18 protein-coding genes are annotated in these 21238 nt (G+C 29.1%); 4 read left to right on the forward strand and 14 right to left on the reverse strand.

Annotated elements, in window-relative coordinates:
• The first annotated feature begins 165 nt into the window (after window positions 1-165).
• From DIC82_00095 to DIC82_00105, 3 genes are all read left to right on the forward strand, one after another.
• The gene (locus DIC82_00095; protein AWK49585.1) at window positions 166-837 is read left to right on the forward strand and encodes a quaternary ammonium transporter; all 672 of its coding nucleotides are present in this window, start codon (window positions 166-168) and stop codon (window positions 835-837) included.
• A 632-nt stretch (window positions 838-1469) separates the two neighbouring features.
• The gene (locus DIC82_00100) at window positions 1470-2249 is read left to right on the forward strand and encodes an exonuclease (GenBank protein ID AWK49586.1); all 780 of its coding nucleotides are present in this window, start codon (window positions 1470-1472) and stop codon (window positions 2247-2249) included.
• 141 nt (window positions 2250-2390) lie between these two features.
• Window positions 2391-2939, forward strand: a complete 549-nt coding sequence (locus DIC82_00105; GenBank protein AWK49587.1) for a hypothetical protein — start codon at window positions 2391-2393, stop codon at window positions 2937-2939.
• A gap of 188 nt (window positions 2940-3127) precedes the next feature.
• Here DIC82_00105 and buk read toward each other — a convergent pair whose 3' ends face one another.
• Both buk and DIC82_00115 read right to left on the reverse strand, forming a co-directional pair.
• Window positions 3128-4198: a butyrate kinase gene (gene buk, locus DIC82_00110; GenBank protein ID AWK49588.1), complete on the reverse strand. Its 1071-nt coding sequence runs from the start codon at window positions 4196-4198 to the stop codon at window positions 3128-3130.
• A 112-nt stretch (window positions 4199-4310) separates the two neighbouring features.
• Window positions 4311-5117, reverse strand: coding sequence for a TraX protein (locus tag DIC82_00115; protein ID AWK49589.1), 807 nt, complete (start codon window positions 5115-5117; stop codon window positions 4311-4313).
• A 297-nt stretch (window positions 5118-5414) separates the two neighbouring features.
• On the opposite strand from DIC82_00115, the gene DIC82_00120 reads away from it, so the two are divergent.
• Complete coding sequence (locus DIC82_00120) at window positions 5415-6881, forward strand: PLP-dependent aminotransferase family protein (GenBank protein ID AWK49590.1); 1467 nt, start codon at window positions 5415-5417, stop codon at window positions 6879-6881.
• Window positions 6882-6997: 116 nt separating this feature from the next.
• On the opposite strand, the gene DIC82_00125 is transcribed toward DIC82_00120, so the two are convergent.
• From DIC82_00125 to DIC82_00180, 12 genes are all read right to left on the reverse strand, one after another.
• Window positions 6998-7933 carry an RNA polymerase subunit sigma-70 gene (locus tag DIC82_00125; protein AWK49591.1) on the reverse strand — a complete coding sequence of 312 codons (936 nt, stop codon included), beginning with the start codon at window positions 7931-7933 and terminating at the stop codon, window positions 6998-7000.
• A gap of 164 nt (window positions 7934-8097) precedes the next feature.
• Complete coding sequence (gene rbsK, locus DIC82_00130) at window positions 8098-9018, reverse strand: ribokinase (protein AWK49592.1); 921 nt, start codon at window positions 9016-9018, stop codon at window positions 8098-8100.
• 45 nt (window positions 9019-9063) lie between these two features.
• Window positions 9064-10077 (reverse strand): DUF4432 domain-containing protein, encoded by a 1014-nt coding sequence (locus DIC82_00135; protein ID AWK49593.1) that lies wholly within the window; start codon window positions 10075-10077, stop codon window positions 9064-9066.
• Complete coding sequence (gene fucP, locus DIC82_00140; protein ID AWK49594.1) at window positions 10070-11401, reverse strand: L-fucose:H+ symporter permease; 1332 nt, start codon at window positions 11399-11401, stop codon at window positions 10070-10072. Before fucP ends, DIC82_00135 begins: the two co-directional genes overlap by 8 nt.
• Before the next feature lie 93 nt (window positions 11402-11494).
• A complete protein-coding gene (gene deoC, locus DIC82_00145) occupies window positions 11495-12139 on the reverse strand; it encodes a deoxyribose-phosphate aldolase (protein ID AWK49595.1) in 645 nt (214 codons plus the stop codon).
• 598 nt (window positions 12140-12737) lie between these two features.
• Complete coding sequence (locus DIC82_00150) at window positions 12738-13772, reverse strand: chemotaxis response regulator protein-glutamate methylesterase (GenBank protein AWK49596.1); 1035 nt, start codon at window positions 13770-13772, stop codon at window positions 12738-12740.
• Window positions 13773-13778: 6 nt separating this feature from the next.
• Window positions 13779-14588, reverse strand: a complete 810-nt coding sequence (locus DIC82_00155; protein AWK49597.1) for a chemotaxis protein CheR — start codon at window positions 14586-14588, stop codon at window positions 13779-13781.
• A 75-nt stretch (window positions 14589-14663) separates the two neighbouring features.
• Window positions 14664-15017 (reverse strand): response regulator, encoded by a 354-nt coding sequence (locus DIC82_00160; protein ID AWK49598.1) that lies wholly within the window; start codon window positions 15015-15017, stop codon window positions 14664-14666.
• A gap of 48 nt (window positions 15018-15065) precedes the next feature.
• Complete coding sequence (locus tag DIC82_00165; GenBank protein AWK49599.1) at window positions 15066-17159, reverse strand: methyl-accepting chemotaxis protein; 2094 nt, start codon at window positions 17157-17159, stop codon at window positions 15066-15068.
• 79 nt (window positions 17160-17238) lie between these two features.
• A complete protein-coding gene (locus DIC82_00170) occupies window positions 17239-17739 on the reverse strand; it encodes a chemotaxis protein CheW (protein AWK49600.1) in 501 nt (166 codons plus the stop codon).
• Window positions 17740-17842: 103 nt separating this feature from the next.
• A complete protein-coding gene (locus DIC82_00175) occupies window positions 17843-19885 on the reverse strand; it encodes a chemotaxis protein CheA (protein ID AWK49601.1) in 2043 nt (680 codons plus the stop codon).
• Window positions 19886-20313: 428 nt separating this feature from the next.
• Window positions 20314-21087, reverse strand: coding sequence for an N-acetylmuramoyl-L-alanine amidase (locus DIC82_00180; GenBank protein ID AWK49602.1), 774 nt, complete (start codon window positions 21085-21087; stop codon window positions 20314-20316).
• Between the last annotated feature and the right edge of the window lie 151 nt (window positions 21088-21238).

Genomic DNA, 21238 nt, shown 5'->3' on the forward strand with positions numbered 1-21238 from the left:
ATAATAAGCCAAAAATGTAATGTATATTTTTCCTTAAGACGAGTTTATGAGTTCAACTAAAGAGATATAATAACTTGTTATTTTATTGAAGGTCCCTTATCATATCAATATAATAGTTTTTAAAACTAAAGGTCTACTGCTGTATATGATGTGGAGGGGAATTTATTGATTATTACCATAATAACGGCTTTTGTTTCATTTGCCAGTACCAATATTGATGATATATTTATACTTATGCTGTTTTTTACGCAAGTAGATAAAGTCATGAAAAGAACTCACATTGTTATTGGACAGTATTTGGGTATTGGAGTATTAACCCTAATAAGCATTATAGGGGCTTTAGGTCTATCAGCAATTCCACAAGAATATGTGGGTTTACTTGGATTGATACCCATATATTTAGGAATAAAAGAATATTCAAATTATAAAAAAGGAAGTAATAATGAAAATATAGATCAGCAAGAACTTGAAAATGGTGAGAATAGCAAAATCGAAGAAACAACTGTTGTTCAAAAAGATAGTGTAATAACTTTTATTAATCCAAGCATTATAAAAGTATTCAGTGTAACTTTAGCTAATGGTGGAGATAATATAGGAATTTATACACCTCTTTTTACAGGCATGAATTTAGTGGATATTTTAGTAACAGTGATAATATTTATGATTCTAATATCACTTTGGTGTTTTATTGCTCTAAAGTTGGCAGAACATCCTTTTGTACACATAAATATCGAAAAGTACAATCATATTTTTGTTCCAATAATATTTATAGGATTAGGACTTTTTATCTTAATGGAAAATGGAACCATAAGTTATATTTGTAAGAAACTATTTTAAGATATAGATACCCACAGTGAAAATCATAATTATGTGTATATCCGCCGAAATAAAGGGGCATGCATTTGCTCCAGTTACGGAAGATTTTGATGGGTGCTTCTAAGATTACAAGTTGTACCCAAAATGCTAGCCTCAAAGGCAAGCTTTGAACAAGCATTTTGGAACAACTTGTAATCAAGAAGCGCAGCCATCAAAATTTTCAATGTAACATTACGCAAAAGCAGGCCCCTTTATTTCTAGTTGGAAATGTATTCATATTATAAGTATAACTTAAGGGGTGGGTATTTATAGATAACCAGCCCAAAAGTTTTACTTATTCATTGGTATAAAGCTTGATTTTCCTAAGTATTTTCCGAGGAATAAGTAAAGTTTATTTCGTGGTTATCTATATAGTTGCACAATGTTAAAATATTGACTATTATAGATTGACAGCCACTTATAACTTATCCACTTTTTTTAACACCATATTAAAGCATAGCCATTTAATATGACTTAAATTCATATTATTGGTAATAATAGAATTAATATATAAATTTCTATTGACTCTATGACCATTGAGGTTACATGGCGCCCCTTGATGATACATTGTACATTGTGACCCTTGAGGGTATAAATAATAAGCAGGTGAAGACGTGAATTATATAATATATGATTTAGAATTTAATCAAAAAAATAATATTTCTGAAGAAGTTGATGGTAACTCTACAGAATCTGATATTAACTCTATAATAACTGAAATTAATAAGACTACTATGCCTTTTGAAGTTATCCAAATTGGAGCATTAAAATTAAATGAGAACTTTGAGACAATTTCTACATTTAATACATTAATTAAACCAACTGTATATAAATACATTCATCCCTTTGTAGAGAATTTAACTAAAATAACTGATGATATGGTTGCTTCATGTAACGATTTTGTTCATGCTTATGAAGATTTTCTACAATTCATTGGAGATGATGAGATGATACTATGCGTATGGGGCATGGCTGATATTAAAGAACTTATAAGAAATGTGAAATTTTATAATTTACCCACTTCACATATTTCTAAGTACATTGACATCCAAAAATATGCTTCACACTATCTCAAAGCTCCAAAAAAATCTAGAATTGGTTTAAAAAATGCAATTGACCTTTTAAATATAACAATTGAAGGTGAATTTCATGATGCCTATAACGATGCTTATTACACTGCAGAAGTCTTTAAAGTAATTCATGATGATACTATAAAGCCTATGATTTACACCCCAGCTCCACCAAGACGCGTATCAAACCCTAAAGAAAAAATTGATATACCATCCTTAATAAAAGAATTTGAAAAAATATATAATAGAGAAATGTCTGAAGAAGAAAAATCTATAATAAAACTTGCTTACATGATGGGTAAAACCAGGCAATTTATCCTATAGCTAGCATTTATAATACTTCCACATCTTCAAGTGGAATCTATTATAAATGTTTTTTTATTTACAGTTTTAGTAATAATCTTTTTTTTGCAATACTATATTATAATGATTCCATTTGTATTAAATAATAAATAGGAGACGCATATGTATATTAATTATGTTAAACCAACATTTTGGATTGTTATTGGCATACCAATTATTTTTTTATTTGGATCATTAATGCATTTTGCATATGATTGGAGTGGACAATTAACTATTGTAGGTATCTTTACTCCTGTTAATGAAAGCATTTGGGAACATTTAAAGCTTTCTATATACCCAACTTTTCTTTGGTGGATTGTAGTCTTTTTTAGCTTTGATGATGATCATATCAGTCCCTACAGATGGTTTACATGTTGTGTAATTTCAGTTATTATTAGTCCTATTGTTATAACCTCTTTTTATTATGTTTATACTGGTGCTCTTGGAATACAGTCATTATTTCTTGATGTATTTTCTTTATTTTTAGGTCTTTTTATTGCCCAATACCTTGCACTTCATATTTTTAATAAATCCAAAATAACAAGAATTCACTTTTATCTCTCTATATTAATAAGCCTGATAATAATTGCTTCATTTACACTCTTCACTTTCTCTCCACCTAAATTGCCTATATTTATGGATTTCACTACTAATCAATATGGGATTCAATAGTACAACCCCCATTTTGGATGAATTATTTTTCATAAAAAAAGAAAGAGCGTATTCCTAAAAATCCGCTCTTTCTTACATAAGTCATTCACTAAAAATAATACCTTAATTTAAATAAATGATTATATCTAAGTAAATGTTTACACATAAATTCCAATTGTTAACCATAAAAATTCAAATTTATAAGTTGTCTATATATATTCGCCAACTGCTTCCTCTCCATTTAAAGTTCTAATTACCCCTTGTGCTAAGGCAAGCATTTCATCTTCACCTGGATAAACTACTATAGGCGCAATAAAAGACACTCTTTTGCTTATTACATCTATAATTGGTTTCCCATAAGCCATGCCTCCAGTTAAAATTATAGCATCCACTTTACCATTTAGCACAGCTGCTGCTGCACCTATACTTTTTGCAACTTGATATCCCATAGCATCATGTATTAGTTTTGCTTTTGGGTCTCCTTTTAATGTTGCTTTTTCTACAATTCGTGCATCATTTGTATCAAGGTAATCTACAAAACCACCTTTTCCAGTTATTTTCTTTAAAACTTCTCCTAATGTATATTTTCCACTAAAGCAAAGTCTAACTAAATCACCTACTGGAACTCCTCCACTTCTTTCTGGAGAAAAAGGCCCATCACCATCAAGACAATTGTTTACATCCACTATTTTTCCCTTTTTATGTGCACCTACAGAAACGCCACCTCCCATATGAACAACTATAATATTTATATCCTCATATTTCTTAGAGCTTTCTTTTGCATATCTTTTAGCTACTGCTTTTTGATTTAGCGCATGAAAAATACTCTTTCTAGGAATCTCTGGCATACCTGACACTTTTGCTAGTTCTTCCATTTCATCTACAACTACTGGGTCTACTATGAAAGCAGGTTTACCAATGGAACTTGCAATTTCATTTGCTATTATAGCCCCAAGATTAGATGCATGTTCACCTTGTACATTTTCTTTTAAATCCTTTAACATCTTATCGTTTACATTGTAGGTACCACTAATTATTGGTTTTAGAAGTCCACCTCTGCCAACAACTGCATCCATTTCTTTTATGTCTATTTTATTATCCTGTAATATTTTTAATATAATACTTGTCCTAAAACTTTGTTGTTCAGCTACCCGCTTAAACTTGCCTATTTCCTCTGAGGAATGTCTTAAAGTTTCCTCAAATATTTCCTTTTCATCTTCATATACAGCTAATTTTGTTGATGTTGAACCTGGGTTTATTATTAATAATTTGTGACTCATATTCTCTTCCTCCCTATATTAAAAAAATACCTTTTATCCTTATAATAAGATAATTAACCATATTTTACAAGAAAAACCGTATATAAATATTAAAATAATTATAAATAGGTTTTCAATTTATAATTCCAGAAATAAAAAAGAATAAGAAAATATGTGCAGGATAATAAATATAAAATAAATATTTTAATCCATGGCCCTTTTTTTCATTGTAAAGTAACATTAATGGTACTGAAAAAATCATCATCCATTGATAATTATGATAAAATGCAGTTTTAAAAGTAAAATTTGAAAAAGGAAATAAAGATAATGAAAAAATTGAATAAACAATCATCATTTTCTTACGATTGTTCCTTAAATAAAAAAGCATAATACCAAGAATAACAAAAACAAAGCCGCCTTCACATACTAATGGGCAAGGTAAAAATGACATTACAATTTGAGATATATTTTTTGAAAATAACGAAGAAACTACTATAGGTAATATTATCTCAAAGAATACAGCAATAGAGATAAGAAGAACTTTTTTATTAAACTCTTTATTCTTATCACTCAAAAATTCGAATAATAATATATTTAATCCTATTAGAAATAAGGTTTCAAATATATTATTTTTTACTACAATATAAGATGGATCATTTATAGATATTTTCCAGGAAATAAACTTACCTAATGACATTATTACTGAAAAAAAGTATAACCTTTTAACATAAGTAATTCTATTTCTTGTATGAAAAAATCCTTCTATCATTGTAAATAAAAAAAGTGGAGCTGATAATCTTCCAAGCCAATTAAACCAAATTGGAATTCCATTGGATGAAAAAAATTCATAAGAATGATCTATAGTCATTAACACTAATGCTATTATTTTTAGAGTAAAACCATCTAACCCTTTTTTAGTTAGATTATTTGTTACTTCCATAGAATGCCTCCTTAGCTTATTTATTTATGTATTTATAAATTCTTATTTTATTTAATCTTGGCGCATTTTATATTATACTCTTAAGTATATAATAATTTAATCAAGTTAGTAAAATATATATTAGCTTTGATAATTATCAAAGGTCTGCTTATATAGGTTTTTTATACTATTAAGGCACTATAAAAATCTTTAGTAACCGAACAAATGCATTCCCCTTTATTTCGGCGGGATATCCGCATAAATATAGGTTTCTTATTGAGAATTTAAATTAATCAAAAGAAAGAAGTGAATTTATTATTGATATTTTCTAATCTTATTATAAATAAAGATGAACCTATTTATATTCAAATTGAAAGACACATTATTGAAGGTATTAAAAAAGGTGAATTAAAAAAACATAGTAAGCTTCCTTCTACAAGAGAAGCAAGTAAATTTTTGAATATAAGTAGAAATTCTGTTATTTCCGCTTATGAAGAGCTTGAAAGCAGAGAAATAATAATTACAAAAAGAGGAATAGGTACTTTTATATCAATTGAAAGTGTAAATGAAAGTTATGAGTACAATGTAGATTTTATGAAAAGAGTTAATTTTTACGGAGACACTCTTAGAGAACTTGATATTATAAAAAGTGAATTACCTTATAAAAAAGGAATGATATCTTTCAAATCAATTTCTCCTGAAAGTCATCTTTTTAATCTTGATGATTTTAAAAGGTCTCTTTTAGATGCTTGGACTTTTGAAGAAGCAAATCTACTTAATTACGGTTATGCCAAGGGTTATAAACCATTAATAGATTACTTTTTTGATTATATGGAAGAAAAGCGTGTAGCTACTAACAATAAAGATATCTTAATAACCAATGGATTTACTGAAGCCTTTGATATAATTATTAGTTCTTTAACAAATAAAGGCGATGTAATTTTATGTGAAGAACCAACCCATAATACTGCTTTAAAGATTATGAAAGCTTATAATCTTAAAGTTGTTCAAGTAAAAATGGATAAAGAAGGACTAAATTTAAAGGACCTTGAAGAAGCTTTAGAAAAATACAATCCGAAGTTTGGATATTTAATACCTTCTTATAATAATCCAACAGGAATTGTAACTAAAACTGAAAGAAGAAAAGAAATATATAATCTTTTCAGAAAATATTCTGTTCCTATTATAGAAGATGGATTTAATGAAGAATTATTATACTCTAGCTCTCCAATTGATCCCATAGCTTCTTTGTGTGGAAGTGGGAATGGAGTTATCTATATAGGAAGTCTTTCAAAGATATTATTTCCTGGCCTTAGAATTGGATGGATATTTGGAGACGAAAAACTCATAGATGTTTTAGAAAGCGTAAAACGTGGAAGAAACATTCATTCATCCTTTTTAGACCAAAGTGCATTTTATTATTATTTAAAAAGTGGTGCCTTTAGTAGATATGTAAAAAATGTACGTAAATATTATAGAGATAAATACAATCTCGTTATAGAAATGGTTGAGAAATATATTCCCTACGAATATATAACTGGTGAAGGTGGTCTCCATATTTTCATAAAACTCAAGGATAACATAAATGCAAGACAGCTTTTAGATCTTTGCTATAAAGATAATGTGTTATTTATGCCTGGCGATACTTTCTATGAAGATAACTTAAAAGGCAAAGATACCTTTAGAATAGGCTTTGGAAGAGTACGAGATGAAGATATAAAAAAAGGTATTAAAATAATTGGTGATAACTTGAAATCTTTACCGCAAGTTAGACATGACAAATAGGGGTATTATGATTAATACCCCGTAGAAAATTACTATAGTATACAAAGATTGTGGGAATCCTCCAATCTTTGTAATACGCCTGCCACTTTATAAAACTGAAACCGTTTTGTTGATAGTTAATCCAACAGCTTCTTTGCCGTATATTGATCAGTAATTAAAACATTGGCATTTCTACCTTTTAAAGCTGCTTGAATTGATTTTACTTTACGCTCACCACCTGCAACTAAAATTGATTTTTCTTTTTGTCTAAGATCAGACAGAGCAATACCTATAGTACGATTATTGATACTTTCATCACAAATATCACCATTTTCATCAAAGAAGCGAGCACAAATATCTCCAACACTTTTTTGCTTTAAAATAGTTTTCTCTTCTTCATTTAAATAACCTAAACGGAAAAGTAATGCTTCATCTCTTACAGTACCAACTGTAAAAATCGCTACATTAGCATGAATACCCATTTCTATAATGCCTTTCATATGGCGATCTTTTTCTACCATTTCTTTTACAATAGCATTTTCAAAAATTACCGGTAGCGGTAGGTATCTTGGTACTGTCTGAAAGGCTTCAGCAAAAAGACTAATTGTTTCTGAAGAATATGTATTTACTTCGGAATAACTAATTCCTCCTTTTAGCTGAACTACTTCTATTCCTTTAACATTTTGTGGTGTAAGTTTTTTTGCGACTTCATATATTGTTGTTCCCCAACTGACTCCAATAATATCTCCATTTTTTATAGTTTCTTCTAAGTATTCCGCTGCCTTTTTACTTATATATTGAGTAATAGCAGTATAATTCTTATTTGGTGAAAAAGCAATGCAAACATCCATTAACCCATATCTTTCTTTTAATTCATAAGCTAGCTTATCTAAATCAGAGAATGGATCAATGATATCAATTTTAACATAGCCCTTTTCTTTGGCATATTGTAATAGTCTTGATATAGTTGGTCTTGATATTTCAAGTTGTGATGCAATCTGTTGTTGACTGTAATCTGACTGATAATATAATCTTGCCACTTCAACGCTTAATTGTTCTTTTTTATTATCCATATATTTCACTTCCTTTACTCTTATTAATATTATATATTGATTTATATAACAAAGCAAAATGAGAAGTTGTTATATTTATTTCTTGTCTAAAGTTTACCTTTATATCAAGAAATAATCTATGTAACTTCTCATTTACATTATTTCAGTGAAATTTATTTAGTACACTAGTTATTTTCTTTAATATATGCTTCAAACTCCTCTTTTGTTGGATAAGAAGATTGAGTACCATATTTTGTAACACTAAGTGCTGCGAAAGCTGTTGCTCTTTTTAAAGACAACATTACATCTTTTGTAGTCACATAGAAATGTGCAAAACAACCAATAAATGCATCACCAGCACCCGTTGTATCAATTGCATTAACTTTATGAGCTTCAATAAAGTGTTCTTCATTATTATTTATCCACAGTACACCCTTACTCCCCATTGTAACAATTACGTTTTTTGCACCTTTGTCACAAATGTAATGTGCTGCTTCTTTAATTTCTTCCACTGTGCTTACAGGTTTATTTGTTAAAATTTGTAGTTCAGTTTCATTTGGAGCGAAGAAATCACATTTAGAAATATAACTTAAATCTAAATTCGGCATAGCAGGAGCAGGATTTAGTAAAACAGGAATATGATTTTTATTAGCAAAATCTATAGAATAATAAACAGTTTCTAAATTAATTTCTAACTGTAAAACAATCAAAGAACATTTTTTCAATTCCTCACTTGCTGCATCTATATCATTAGTTGATAAGTCTTTATTCGCACCTTTAATAATTAAAATACTATTTTTAGAGTTTTTATCAACAAAAATAGGTGCAACTCCACTTGCCTGATTTTTTTGAATGGTCACAAACTCAGTATCAATGCCATTATTCTTAAAGTTTTTAATAGTATTTTCACCAAAAAGATCATCTCCAACTTTACTTACCATCATAACATCTGATTTAAATTTCGATGCTGCAATAGCTTGGTTTGCGCCTTTACCACCGCATCCCATTTTAAAATCAGGTGCTTCTAAAGTTTCTCCTTCTTTTGGCATTCTATCAATATAAGTTATTAAATCTACCATATTTGAACCAATAACTGCAATTTTCATTCATTAACACTCCCTTGTTTGTATTCTTTTTTATTTTAATATGCTTTATTTTTTTCCTGTTATAACTTTAAATGTTTTTTGTTGTTGTGGTTTTAAATAAATTAAGCTACCATTTTCTTTTGCTGCATTAAATCCTTCTGGTCGACATGTTCCTGGTAAAACAAAAGCAGCAACTTGTTGATCTTCATTATATAGTAACCATCTAGTAGCAAAGTTAAAATCTTTTGATGAAAATTCAGTAAAGAATGTAAACCCTTCTGGAGAAGCCATTTCAAATGTTAAGTCATCTCCATATTGTTGTAGATTATCTGCAAAAAATACTATTTCTGGATCATACATTCCTGATTGATTTAACACATTTAAGCTACCTGGATGTTGTTGTAACTCTTTGTTGTAAGCAAGCCATTGTTCAGTAGGATGAACATGAGCTGGAATTGATTCTCTAATCATAAAAGCCTCATTTGGTAAAGATTGAGTCAATTTAGCATTTTCAGCATATGCATAATTCATATGGCACATATATTGTAAAGGCATATTTTCACATTCAGATAAATTGGTAACAGACATATCTATAATAATATTTGATTCTTGTTTTCTTAAAGTAACACTAGGTTCAGCTAAGTAATGATTTCCAAATCCTTTTGCATATTCTGTATATCCTGCAATTTTTACAAAATCATTGTCAACCTCAAGCCATGATTTATCCATTTTTGAGCATGCCATTTCACCATGTAAAGGATGATCGTCTTCAGGTGATGGACAACCATTTGCTAATAAACCTGAATGGAAAGCAAAGCAACCATATGTGTCTACAATTTCCTTTGCATCATGTGGCACTTTAAACATATTTTTCATTCTTAAATCATAACCATCAAATTCTAATCCCCAAATAATTTGTCCCATATAAGGAAGTATAGTTACTTTACCTCTACTATTTTTTAACTCAATTGCTTCGATATCTGATGAGTATCTAAACAGAGTTACTTCAAATTCCTCAGATTTATAAATTACATAGGGTTGTTCATTAAACATTTTTCTTTCTAAAAATATTTTATTCATTATTTTTCATTCCTTTCTTTATATTAATCCTTTTCATTTCTGCGTAAAAATATATAGCTACTATAGCAAAGCAAATCATTGGTACTACGAATGATAATTGCATTGAACCAAGCGAATCTGAAACAAATCCTTGTACTGTTGGAATAACTGCTCCCCCAATAATAGACATTACGATTATTGCACCAGCTGTTTCTGTATGCTTTTTATCTTGAACAGCATCTAGAGTCTTGCTATAAATTGTAGCCCAACAAGGACCAAACAAGAAACTTGCTACAATGGCTGCATATACAGAAGTGATATTTGGTGTTAGTGTAACATATGCTAATGATAAAAATCCTAATATTGAATATACAAGTAATACTTTTGTTGGATGAAATTTATTCATTAAGAAATTTGCAATAAATTTACCTAAGAAAAAGGCTATAAAACTATAAACCATAAATGTTGAAGCGTATCTTTCATTTATGCTTTTATCTAGTGTTAACGCTAATCTGATGGTAAATGACCAAACGGTAGTTTGCATACCTACATAGAAAAATTGAGCAACAATACCTTTTTTAAAATTATTATTCTTCACTAAATATTTTAAAGTTTCTACAATACTTACTTTGTTTTCTACTTCACCTTTAACATTTTGTGGCTTACATTTTGGAAATTTAGTAATTGCAAACAAAACCAATGCTACAATTAAAATTAAAATAAGATATCTATAAGGTTCTAATGTATGCTGTAAAATAGATTCTCCAAACGCTTTAGCAGCTTCAGGTGTCATTTTTGACATTTGTGCCTGTAAAGATTCACCTTCTTGAAAAATTAGATATTTTCCTAATAAAACTCCTATAATTGATCCTATAGGATAAACTGTTTGACTGATGTTTAGACGAAGAGTTGATTTATCTCTTGGACCAATCAGTGAACTATAGGTATTGGCTGATGTCTCTAAAAAGCTAAGTCCTATAGCAAGTACAAAAATTGCAACTAAAAATGTTGAATACGTTGCCATATGTGACGCAGGATAAAATAAAAAACAACCAACAACATAAAAGCCAAGTCCTATTAATATTGCTATTTTATAACTTGATTTTTTAATTACTAAAGATGCCGGAATGGCAATTAAAAAATATCCACCATAAAATGCACTTTGTACAAATGCACTAGCAAAATCACTTAAGGCAAATACACTTTTAAATTGAGTAATTAATATATCATTTAAACTAGCAGCTACTGCCCATAGAGGGAATAATAATGATAATAAACTAAATTGAAAAATAGGTGTTTTATTTAAGTAACCATCTGGATACTCTTGTATATCTTTCATACGCATTTAAATCTTCTCCTTTATTTATATACTATTGAACAAGCTATTAATTTTATAAAATATTAATCTGTTTTTTATAACAGATTAATATTATTCAAACTACAACTCTTTAACAATCTCTACTCCACAGCTTACGCCAATTCTTGAAGCCCCATTGTTTATCATATCTAACATTTCCTTTTTACTATGAATTCCACCTGAAGCCTTAACTCCCATATCATCTCCAACAGTTTCTCTCATTAATTTAACGTCCTGTGCTGTAGCACCTCCTTTTGAAAATCCAGTGGAAGTTTTTACATAATCAGCGCCAGCTTCTTTAGCTAAAGTACATGCTCTTACTTTTTCATCTTCTGTTAATAAACATGTCTCTATAATTACTTTAACCATTTTATCTCCAGAAGCTTCTACTACTTTTCTAATTTCTTCCTTCACATAATAGTCATTGCCTGATTTAAGTTGTCCAATAGAAATAACCATGTCAATTTCATCAGCACCATCTTCAATAGCCGCTTTTGTTTCATATACTTTAGATTCTAAAGATGTTGCTCCTAATGGAAAACCGATTACAGTACAAACATTAATATTAGAGCTTTTTAGTTCTTCATAAGCAAGCTTAACCCAACCTGGATTAATACAAACTGATGCAAAATCATAGGTTTTAGCATCCTCAATAAGATTTAATATATCCTTTTTTGTTGCCTCTGGTTTTAGTAATGTGTGATCAATATACTTAGATAATTTCATTTTTTCCTCTCCTTACGTTGTTAATATAATCATATTATCATCTATTTGAACAAATGTAAACATGTATTTTGACATTTGTTCACGAAAATATTATTTTATTATAATCTAGCGTTTGCAATTTATAATCACTAAACCGGCAAACAGGCTATTTAACTTATTCATAGAGCAGTTATTTATATTTACAAGAAGATTGTATAAGAGAAAATTTAAGTCTGCAATTAACTACTAAGTATAGTGAAACCAGTTTAATCTACTGATTCAATATTAGATTGCATAAAAAAAAGCAGTATCGCAAGATGCTACTTTTTTTATAATAACTCATTTATTTGTACCATTTGATAGGTATATTGAATATGAACTCCTAAATGTTTTATAATTGATTCTATCCCTTTTACTTTGGAAAATCCATTTTTCAAAATTCAACTGTTGTTGAATTATGCGGATGCAATCAAAATCTTTTTCTATAAATTTGTATGTTTCTTCAAAATTGCTATGTTTGTCCATTCTACAAGTAGTTTCACTTATACCCTCAAGTGTTACTCTGTATAGTGTCGTGCACTGTTATCTCCCACTTTTCCCTTAACAACAACGCACAATTTTATCTTTTGTTAATAATTGAATAAATTGTCGCAGGTATATTTTTTAGAGAAACCTGTTTTAATACTCCACCAATATCGTAAGCCACTTTGGGCATTCCATAAACAACAGAAGATTTTTCATCTTGTCCTATTGTTATTGAACCTTTTTTCTTCATATTCAAAATACCCTTAGCTCCATCGTAACCCATACCGGTAAGTATTATTCCAATAGAACTTTTCCCTACTTTTTCTGCAACAGAATTAAATAAAACATCTACAGAAGGCTTATGACCATTAACTTTATCACCATCAAAACATTCAACTATATATGAATTCCCTTTTTTATTTATTCTTAAGTGTTTATCGCCAGGAGCAATCAAAACTCTACCAGCAATAATTTCATCTCCGTGCTGCGCCTCCTTTACTTCCATTCTGCAAGAAGCATTTAAGCGTTCTGCATACATCCTAGTAAATACTGGTGGCATGTGTTGCACAATTACAATTCCTGGAGTTTCTCTTGGAAGAGCACTAATTATATTAAATATTGCTTCTGTACCACCTGTTGAAGCTCCAATTGCAATAATTACATCATTTGAATTTATAATAGTATTAGTATTTAATTGATTATTTATATATTGATTTTTATGATGACTGATCTTTGCTATTGAGGCTATTTTTATCTTTAAAATCAATTCATTAATAAATCCATCAAGTCCATCTCTTAATTGACTGCTTGGTTTTGTCACAAAATCAACTGCACCTGCATTTAGTGCTTCAAATACGTTATCACTTAAGGCACTCACTACTACAACTGGCATAGGATACTGAGGCATTAATTTTTTTAAAAATTCTATTCCATTCATCCTTGGCATCTCAATATCAAGAGTAAGCACGTCAGGTTCAAGTTCTAAAATTTTATCTCTTGCTTCAAATGGATTGGCTGCTGTGCCAACAACTTCTATACCTCTATCATTATTTATGCCTCTTGCTACCGTCTCTCTAAATAATAAAGAATCATCTACCACCAGAACTTTTACTTTTTTAGGTGCATACATAATAACCTATCCTTTCCTGTAAACTGAAGGCATCACATATTCATATGGATTTTCAATTCCGCTAAGAGATTCTGAAAGTCCAATAAAAAGATATCCTCCTACCTCAGTCATATCATAAAACTTCCTTATGAGATTCTCTTTTGTTTCTTTATCAAAATAAATCATAACATTCCTACAAAAAATAACATGAAAGTTTCTTTTAAAAGGAAATTGATCCATTAAATTAAATACCCTAAAAATAACTTCATTTTTTAATTTTGTGTCTACTTTATATGTATAATCATCTATTTTATTAAAATACTTTAATTTCCAATTTTTCGATACTCTTTCTAAACCTTCTATGTTATATATGCCTTTTTCTGCTTTTTCAAGAACATTAATAGATATGTCACTTGCTAAAATCTTTTTATCCCATAAGCTTTTTTCTTCTGCAAAGAAATCTTCCATTATCATAGCAAGAGCGTATGCTTCCTCACCTGAAGAACAACCCGCACTCCATATTCTTAAATCTTTATCTTTAACCGTATTTTTTAAATATGGTAATACTTTGTTGTTAAAAAATTGAAAATGTTCTTCTTCCCTCATAAAAAAGGTATGATTTGTAGTAAGTTTATTAATTAATATTGTCAGCTCATTTTTTGTTCTATCAGAATAGACATAATCAATATATTCCCTAAAATTATTAAATCCTTTTTCAATGAGAACATTGTGCAATCTTCCTTCAATAAGATTTTTTTTATGAGTTAAGTTTATCCCATAGTTGTTTTTTAAAAATATAGTAAGTTCTATAAATTCATTTTGCTTTATATTAATCATAATTTCACTACCTTTTCTAAGTGAGTTGATATTTTTTTATTTTTTTTGTATCTCTTTAAATTCCAACAATAACTGTTAAAATTTACTCAATGCTTTTACAATATGCTCTTCTTTAAATGGCTTTACTATAAACCCCTTAGCCCCTAAAATAACCGCTTCCCTAATTCTTCTTTCTTGTCCCATAGCACTTAACATAATTACCTTTGCATTATGATCAAATTTAATTATTTGACCTAAAGCTTCTAATCCATCCATATGTGGCATTGTTATATCCATTGTAACAATTTCAGGTTTTAGGGTTTTATACATTTCAATAGCCTGAAATCCATTTTCTGCTTCACCTACAACTTCAAATCCATTTTTTTCGAGCATTGTTTTTATTGCTACTCTCATAAACAATGCATCATCAACTACAAGTACTTTTTTCATATACAGCCTTCTCTCATTAAGAATAAAATGTTAATAATTATTAATGATTTAGTATTTACCGAACTCACTATCACTTAAAGCTATTTTAGGTTTATTTGATGTAGTTGCTACTTCTTTAATTGCCATATTATTTTCTTTACTAGAATATTGTTTATTTTTAATCTTATTATTTAACGAACTAATATAACTATTATTATTTTTAAGTTTAAAACTAGAAACCATCTCTTTAAGTATTTGTGCTTGGCTTGAAAGTTCCTCACTAGCTGATGCACTTTCTTCAGACGTTGATGAATTTGTTTGAACAACTTGTGATACTTGCTCAAGACCTAGGTTTATTTGTGAAATACCAGTAGCTTGTTCATTTGAAGATTCTGCTATTTCTGTTACAATTGTAGCTGCTTTTGATATTCCATCTACTATTTCATCTAAAGCTTTTGCTGTATTATTTGCAATATCTGTACCTTTTTCAGCTTTTTTTATAGAACCTTCTATTAATTCTGTAGTTTCTTTAGCTGCATTTGCGCTTCTTGCCGCCAAGTTTCTTACTTCTTCAGCAACTACTGCAAACCCCTTACCATGTTGACCTGCTCTTGCTGCTTCCACGGCTGCATTAAGTGCAAGTATATTGGTTTGGAATGCTATATCATCTATTACCTTTATTATTTTAGAAATATTTGCAGAAGATTCATTTATCTCACCCATTGATTTAAGCATTTCACTCATATGCTTATTACCATTCTCTGCATTTTCCTTTACATTAAGAGCAATATTTTTAGCTTGATTAGCATTAATGGCATTTTCCTTTGTTTGTGCTGCTACTTCAGTTATAGAAGCTGTTAATTCTTCTATAGCACTTGCTTGTTCTGTAGCTCCATGAGATAGTGCTTGGCTACCATCTGAAACTTCACTTGCCCCTGTAAACACCTGTTCTGACGCAGTATTTATTTCATTAAGGACCTCATTTAAAGAATCTATTGTATTATTAACAGAAGTTGCTAATATTCCAAATTCTCCTTTATACTCTCCATTTACTGAACTGTCCAACTTTCCTTGCGACATTTCACTCATAACATTAGTAACTTCTTTAATTGGTTTTACCATAGCTTCAATTAATTTATTTACGCCCTCTACTATGTGTCTAAAGTCTCCACTATGTTTTGTTTCATCTGCTCTTACATCTAATTTTCCTTCTACAGCTGCTTTTATAAGTCTTTGAACTTCATCTTTAAGTCCTCTTATAGTTTCTACAGTATTCTTCATAGCTGGAGCTATTTCATTTCTTGCGTCTTCAATTTTAACATCCATGCTAACATCACCTTGGGAAATTTTCTTCAGAACCCCAATAACATTATTCTGCAACTTATCTGCAAATGAATCCATTGCTCTAGCCATTTCACCTATTTCATCATTTGTATTAATATTTAGTCTTTCTCCAAAACGACCTTTATCCATTTTTTCAATCATATCTACTACCCTTTTTATAGGATTACTAATTAATCTTGAAATGTATACTCCAATTAATATGGCTATAATCATAACAAAAATAATTACTACAACTGTTATTGTAATAGTTGATGAAGCAGTTTTATCATTTGACTCAGATCTTTCTTTTGCATCGTTAGTTTTCATAGCTACCATTTTTTCTATAGCATTTTGTTCAGCTGTTGCTGCTATCCCAACTTCACCATTTTCACTTACCATAGCAAATGCTTCATCAGTCTTATTTTCTTTTGCAAGCTCTATTGTTTTATCGAGCTTTGTTTTATAATCATTTCTCGCTGCTATAAAATTATCAAACAGCGGTTTCATTTCAGGGTTAATAATTGTCTTTTCATAAGAATCAGACAATTCATTTATATTTGCTCTTCTTTCCTCAATATTCTTTATAATTACATCCATCTCTCCAGCTGATTGTGTAATTATTAGTTCCCTTGTAGCTACTCTTAGCTTTTGAAACTCAGTTGAAATTTGCCCAAGCTGTGAAATAGGTACAGTCTGATTTGTATATAGTATAGTATCATTATCATTAATTGATTTTAAATTATAAATGGAAAAACCACCCATTGCTCCACATATTAATGCTACTAATACAAAACTTGTTATTAACTTTTTACTTATTTTTAGATTCGAAAACCACTCCATTATTTGCCTCCTTAGTTTTTTATATAATTTAAATTTGTAATACATTTTTAAATTACATTTTATAATTATGTTTCTTATTTTATTTTTTAATTTTTAGTTCTTCTATTTCATCTTCTTCAAGAAGCTTATGGCAATCTATAAGAAGCCTTACCTCATTTCCCATCTTGCCGATTCCTTTTATGTATTTATTACCATTGTCTTTGTTTGAACTGGTCTTAGGTGGTGGTGAAATGCTATTTTTATCAATATTCGCTACCTCTAATACTCTATCTATTATTAATCCAATGGATATACCTTCCATCTCAACAACTATAATGCATGTTCTGTCATCATATTCTTTTTCTTCTTTTTTAAATTTTAGTCTAACATCCATTACAGGTATTATCTTACCTCTAAGATTTATAACGCCTTTAATATAATTAGGCAATTCTGGTACTTCAGTTATTGGCTCAATACCTATAATTTCTATTACATATTTAATATCTATACCATAGTATTGTTTATCAATTGAAAATATAAGATATTTATCTTTTTGAGTATCTTCTTCAATTTCAACTATTTCTTCTAATAAGTCTGACATTTTTACTCACCTCTTTAAATTTTACACCCTCAAGGAGTGCCTAGTACCCTCAAGGGTCACAATGCACTCTCAAGGAGTGCCTAGTACCCTCAATTGGCACCACTTAGCTAATATTCACAATCTCCGATATGTCAAGTATTAAGCTTATAGTTGCATCTCCAAGTAATGAGCATCCACTTACGCCTTTTACTTTTTTAATATAATCAGGAAGTGCTTTAATTACTACTTGCTGTTCTCCAATAAGTGCATCTGCAAAAATACATTTACTTTTACCTTGATCTTCAACCATAATTACAATACCATCTTCAATATTTACTACATCAGTTTTAATATTATAAAGTTCATGAAGTCTTAATAATGAATAACATTCTCCTCTTATAAGTATCATTTCTTTATTATCAAAATCTTTAATTATATCTTCTTTTTTAATTATGAATGATTGCCTAATAGATGTAATAGGAATTGTGAAAACTGAATTTCCAACCTTTATTGTCATTCCTTCAATAATTGCTAAAGTTAGCGGGATTTTTATTGATGTTGTAGTTTCCTTACCTTCTATACTATCAACAATTACAGTACCTCTAATTTTTTCAATTTCTTTAGCAACTACATCCATTCCGACTCCACGTCCAGAAAACTCTGTAACATTTTCATTCGTTGAAAAACCTGGCAAAAATATCATTGAATAAATTTCCTTGTCTGTTAGCTCATTTTCTTTTTCTTTTACTAATCCATGATCTTTTGCTTTTTTCAATATTTTATGTTTATTAAGACCTTTACCGTCATCTTTTATGCTAATCCAAACTTCTCCGCCTGTATTTTTAGCCTCAATAATTAGCTTTCCTTTTGGTGATTTCCCACTAGCAATTCTTTCTTCTGCTGTCTCTATACCATGATCCATAGAATTTCTTATTATGTGCATTAGAGGATCACCAATATGTTCTATTATGTTTTTATCTACTTCTGTATCTTGTCCAATTATTTCAAGTTCTGCTTCTTTATTTAGTTTTTTACACATATCACGCACTATTCTGTTCATCTTATTTAGTGTAGGTGCAAGGGATACCATTCTTATAGACATCACAACATCCTGAAGGTCTGAAAGTCTTTTCCTATGTTGTCTTGCTGCTTTATTAAAACTATCTAATTGCAATTCTGAAATCTCCGGATTTTTAGTTACCATTGCTTCTGAAATAACCAATTCTCCAACCAAGTCCATAAGCATGTCTAGCTTATGCACATCAACACTAATTAAGCTTTGCTTGTGAGTAGTTTTAGAAATCACTTCTTTGTTATCATTTACATTGTTAATAATAACTTCTGCTTCCTTTTCATCTTCTCTTTTAAAATTTTCATTGAACTCTTTTTCATCATAGAACTGATCAATATCAACTTTATTTAAAGATATTGTTTCCATAAAAGATTCTCTAATATCTTCTACACCATAATTAGTTCTAAAAAATATTTTAAAACCTTGCTCTTTTATTATTTCACAAGTCTCATTGTTTTCAACAATATCTTCTGGATAAAAATATGAAATCTCTGCAATTTCTTTAAGTTTGTGAATAACAGAAAAACATCTTATATTCTCCATTTCACATACTTCTTCAAAAAATAATGTAGCACTAAACAAATTAATGTTTGTATCGGTTTTATCATTACTTAAATAATATTTTGGTACTTCCTTTTTCTCTATCACTGATTCCTCATTTTTATATTTTTTGGAATTTTCTGACATTTCATTAGATGTTTTTAAAACATCTAAAAATTCATTTGCTTTTTTAATGAATAAAGTAAAATCTCCATCTGGTTCTTTATCATTATTTATTTTTTCTATCTCTGCTTTTATAAGGTCGCTTCCTTCAAGCACTAAATCTGTAAGATTCAAATAGTCAATTTTTTCAGGTTTTGACTCTCTAATAAAATAAAATAAATCTTCTATAGTGTGAGAAATATTAGCTATATTATCAAACATCATCATTCCAGAAGAACCTTTAATAGTATGCATTATTCTAAATATTTCATTTATGCTCTCTGCTTCAAATTTTTTGATTTTTTCACTATCAATTATAAGTTGCTGAAGTTGTTCTACCATCTCAAATGTTTCAAAGATAAACATCTCCAACATTGGTTCTTTATTATCCATTTTTCCACCCCCCTTTTTAATTAATAACTGGTTACTTATATATGGCATTTACACTGCTTAGCACACATATATGTTGTTTTATAATCATAAAACATACTTACCAAAAATTACCTAATGAGTAACAAATCATTTCTTTATGCTTAACTATACTTATTTATGAATAATTTGTAAATGTTTGTTCTCTTTGTAAATAACATGTGTAATGCTGTCGTATTGTGTATATTTAAGGTATTATTCTTATGAAAAAAATATATAATAACGTCACATTATGTATATTTAATGTGTTATCTATTTAAAATAGATAATATTATTATCTGTACATTAAAACTTAGTACATCTTCAATATAATAACTTGTGAAAAAAATATATAATTCTAAATTATCCAACAAAAAAAGTATCTCTAATTGAAGATACTTTTTTACAATAAATTATTTAGTTGATTTAATATTAGCTTTTATAGCATCTGCAATAGCCTCAGCTAATTTTTGTTGACTAAGTGGATTTGCACATCTTTTTGCGTCTTCTTGATTTGTTATAAACCCACATTCCACAATTATTGATGGCATATTTGTACTTCTTATGAATAATGAAGCATCTTTAGCTCCTCTATTATTCAAATTAAGATTTTTAGCAATGCTATCATTTATAATTGTAGCCATCTTCTTACTGATTTCAAGCTTATTAGAAACTGCTCCACCTTTAAAATCTTCACTTTGCTCTTCTGAACTATAATATGTTTCTATTCCTTTAACGCCTGCCATCAATATAGAATTATGATGTATACTTATAAAAAAATCTGCCTTAGCATTATTTCCAATAACGACTCTATCCCTAAGACTTTGATTTACACCTATCATTGGCTTTTCCGCTTCATATCTAGTCATTACTACATTATAACCTCTTTTTTCAAGCTCTACCTTTAACTTTGATGCAACTTGCATGTTTAAATCAACCTCTTTATAAGTTACTCCATTATTTGTAACTTCAGCACCTAAATCTCCACCGTAATTATGCCCTGGATCAATTACTATAGTCTTTTTTGTTTTGTCTAATTTTGATATAGCTGTTATGGCTTGCTTACTTAATGTGGATTGTGTTGAATTAGTAACAATAGCTGCTTGTACATTTATTGTTGGAATTAAACCTAAAACCATTGTAAATCCAATCACAAAAGTAACAATTTTCTTTTTAATATTAAACATTTTCCCATCTCCTCTTCATTAAAAAAGACCAAATACATTTACATATTAAAAATATATATTCAATAATTTAACTTTTATACATACAAAAAAATAATAACTAAAAGATGCTTTCCCATAACTATCTCTGAAATCAGGCAATATTCAAGAACCA

The organism is Clostridium beijerinckii (assembly GCA_003129525.1).
Taxonomy (GTDB): Bacteria; Bacillota; Clostridia; order Clostridiales; family Clostridiaceae; genus Clostridium; species Clostridium beijerinckii_D.